At 62.7% G+C, this 2,743-nt stretch carries 1 protein-coding gene and 1 pseudogene; one reads left to right on the top strand and one right to left on the bottom strand.

The genetic code is table 11. The features are described from left to right. Window positions 1-354: 354 nt before the first annotated feature. On the bottom strand, window positions 355-2,367 hold the full coding sequence (locus NKI24_RS35605) for an acetyl-CoA carboxylase biotin carboxylase subunit (RefSeq protein WP_352750840.1): 2,013 nt from the start codon (window positions 2,365-2,367) through the stop codon (window positions 355-357). 213 nt (window positions 2,368-2,580) lie between these two features. On the opposite strand from NKI24_RS35605, the pseudogene NKI24_RS35610 reads away from it, so the two are divergent. Then, window positions 2,581-2,743, top strand: a pseudogene (locus NKI24_RS35610) (S-(hydroxymethyl)glutathione dehydrogenase); the annotation flags it as partial.

Raw genomic sequence — 2,743 nt, forward strand, 5'->3', positions numbered from 1 at the left:
GGAACGACGACTATCTCATCAATGCCATCACTCATATGCGATAGCCCTGCCCTTGAGGGGGAGATGGCCGGCAGGCCAGAGGGGGCGCTGTCCCGCCGACGTCAGGCTGCAAATAAAAACCCGCCACTGCGGGCGGGTCGCTGGAGCCAATTAGCACCATATCCAAATTAATAGCATAGCTGCCGGCACAAAGCAAGAACAAAATACGTCGTGACGGCAAAAAATTGCGAATTCCTCACGGCCTCGCCTTGTCCCTCCTCAAGCGAGCATGCTCAACCAATTGCAAAGTCGCGTTCCTTCGCGCCCCCCTCTGTCCTGCCAACTTCTGACGGGCGTCGAGGGCGGGTTTCAGCCTCACGCGAATTCCATGATCACCGCATCGACGGCAAGGCTGTCGCCGGGCTTGGCGTTGAGCTTCGAGACGATGAGGTCGCGCTCGGCGCGCAGCACGTTTTCCATCTTCATCGCCTCGACCACGGCCAACGTCTCACCGGCCTTGACCTCCTGCCCCTCGGCAACGGCAATCGATACGACGAGGCCGGGCATCGGGCAAAGCAGCATCTTCGAGGTATCCGGCGCCACTTTTTCTGGCATCAGCCTTTCGAGCTCGGCGGTGCGCGGCAGCATGGCGCGGACTGTCACCGACATGCCTTTCCAGGCGATGCGGAACCCGTTCAGCACCGGCCTGACTTGCGCCGCGACCTTGCGGCCGCCGACCGTGCCGCGCCAGATGAGATCGCCCGGCCGCCAGTCGGATGCCACCGTCAGCGGTTTGCCGCCGTCGATTGTGAGGTCGAGCTCCATCGGAATGGAAATCATGCCTTCGACGATGGCAACCGAAAGATAATCCCGGCCGATCTTCACCACCCAATCGCGTTTCAAGGCGCCCGAATGCGGCGCCAGCCGCCCGCCCAGCCGGTCGAGCCGGTCGCGGCGCAGCAGTTCGACCGCGGTTGCGATCGCGGCCAGCACCCCTTTCTCCTCGGCGTCTGGCACGATCGGCGCGAAGCCGTCGGGATATTCCTCGGCGATGAACGCCGTCGATAGCCGCCCTTCCCGCCAGCGCGGATGCTGCATCAGCGCCGCCAGGAACGGTATGTTGTGCTCGATGCCGTCGACGACGAAACTGTCCAGCGCTTCCGACATTGCATCGATAGCCGCCAGCCGTGTCGGCGCCCAGGTGCACAGCTTGGCGACCATCGGGTCGTAGAACATCGAGATTTCCGAGCCTTCGGTAACGCCGGTATCGTTGCGGATGACGATTTCGCCGAATTTTCCCTCTTCCGGCGGCCGGTATTTCGTCAGCCTGCCGATCGACGGCAGAAAGTTGCGATAGGGGTCTTCGGCATAGAGGCGGCTTTCCACCGCCGAGCCGTTCAGCTTGACGTCGCTCTGCTTGATGGCGAGCTTTTCGCCGGCCGCCACGCGGATCATCTGCTCGACCAGGTCGATGCTGGTGACGAGTTCCGTCACCGGATGCTCGACCTGCAGCCGCGTGTTCATTTCCAAGAAATAGAAGTTCTTGTCGCTGTCGACGATGAACTCGACGGTGCCGGCGCTCTGGTAGTCGACGGCCTTGGCCAGCGCCACCGACTGCTCGCCCATGGCTTTGCGGGTCTTGGCGTCGAGGAACGGCGACGGCGCCTCCTCCACGACCTTCTGGTTGCGGCGCTGGATCGAGCATTCGCGCTCGCCGAGATAGAGCGTGTTGCCATGCGCGTCGGCGAGCACCTGGATTTCGATATGGCGCGGATCGACGATGAATTTTTCGATGAAGACGCGGTCATCGCCGAACGAGCTTTTGGCCTCCGACCGCGCCCGGTCGAAGCCGTCGCGCACCTCTGCCTTGCTCCAGGCGATGCGCATGCCCTTGCCGCCGCCGCCGGCCGAAGCCTTGATCATCACGGGATAGCCGATTTCGCCGGCTATTCTTTCGGCATGGGCGGCGCTTTCGACGACGCCGAGCCAGCCGGGCACCGTCGACACCTTGGCCGCGTTGGCGAACTTCTTCGATTCGATCTTGTCGCCCATCGCCTTGATGGCCTTGGGCTTCGGGCCGATGAAGACGATGCCTTGCTGCTCCAGCGCTTCGCAGAAGGATGCCCGCTCGGACAGGAAACCGTAGCCGGGATGCACGGCCTCTGCTCCTGTGGCCTTGCAGGCGGCGATGATCTTTTCCGCGACCAGATAACTTTGCGCAGCCGGCGAAGGCCCGATATGCACCGCCTCGTCGGCCATTTCGACATGCACGGCGTCGCGGTCGGCGTCGGAATAGACCGCGACGGTGGCGATGCCCATCTTGCGCGCCGTCTTGATCACGCGGCAGGCGATCTCGCCACGGTTGGCGACCAGGATCTTTGTGAACATGCAGGCCTCGTCCCTCGGCTGCCCTTCTTTTACGGGCTTCCCGTTTTATGGGCTTCAGGGGGCCGGTCAAGGCAAAGTCGGAGCCTATCCCGCATGCAAATCGGCGGGCGCTGACGAAAATCCGGGGTCAGAACGTCGCTTCATGCATAGCGCAGAGCTGAATGGTAAGTTAAATCTAACCTGGATTGCAGACTGCCTTGGGAGGATTGCCTGATGAAAACGCGCGCCGCTGTCGCCGTTGCCGCCGGAAAGCCGCTGGAGATCATGGAGGTCGACCTCGAAGGTCCGCGTGATGGCGAGGTGCTGGTCGAGATCAAGGCAACCGGCATCTGCCACACCGACGAGTTCACGCTGTCGGGCGCCGACCCGGAAGGCC

Origin of the sequence: Mesorhizobium sp. M0701 (genome assembly GCF_040320365.1) — a bacterium.
Lineage (GTDB): Bacteria > Pseudomonadota > Alphaproteobacteria > Rhizobiales > Rhizobiaceae > Mesorhizobium.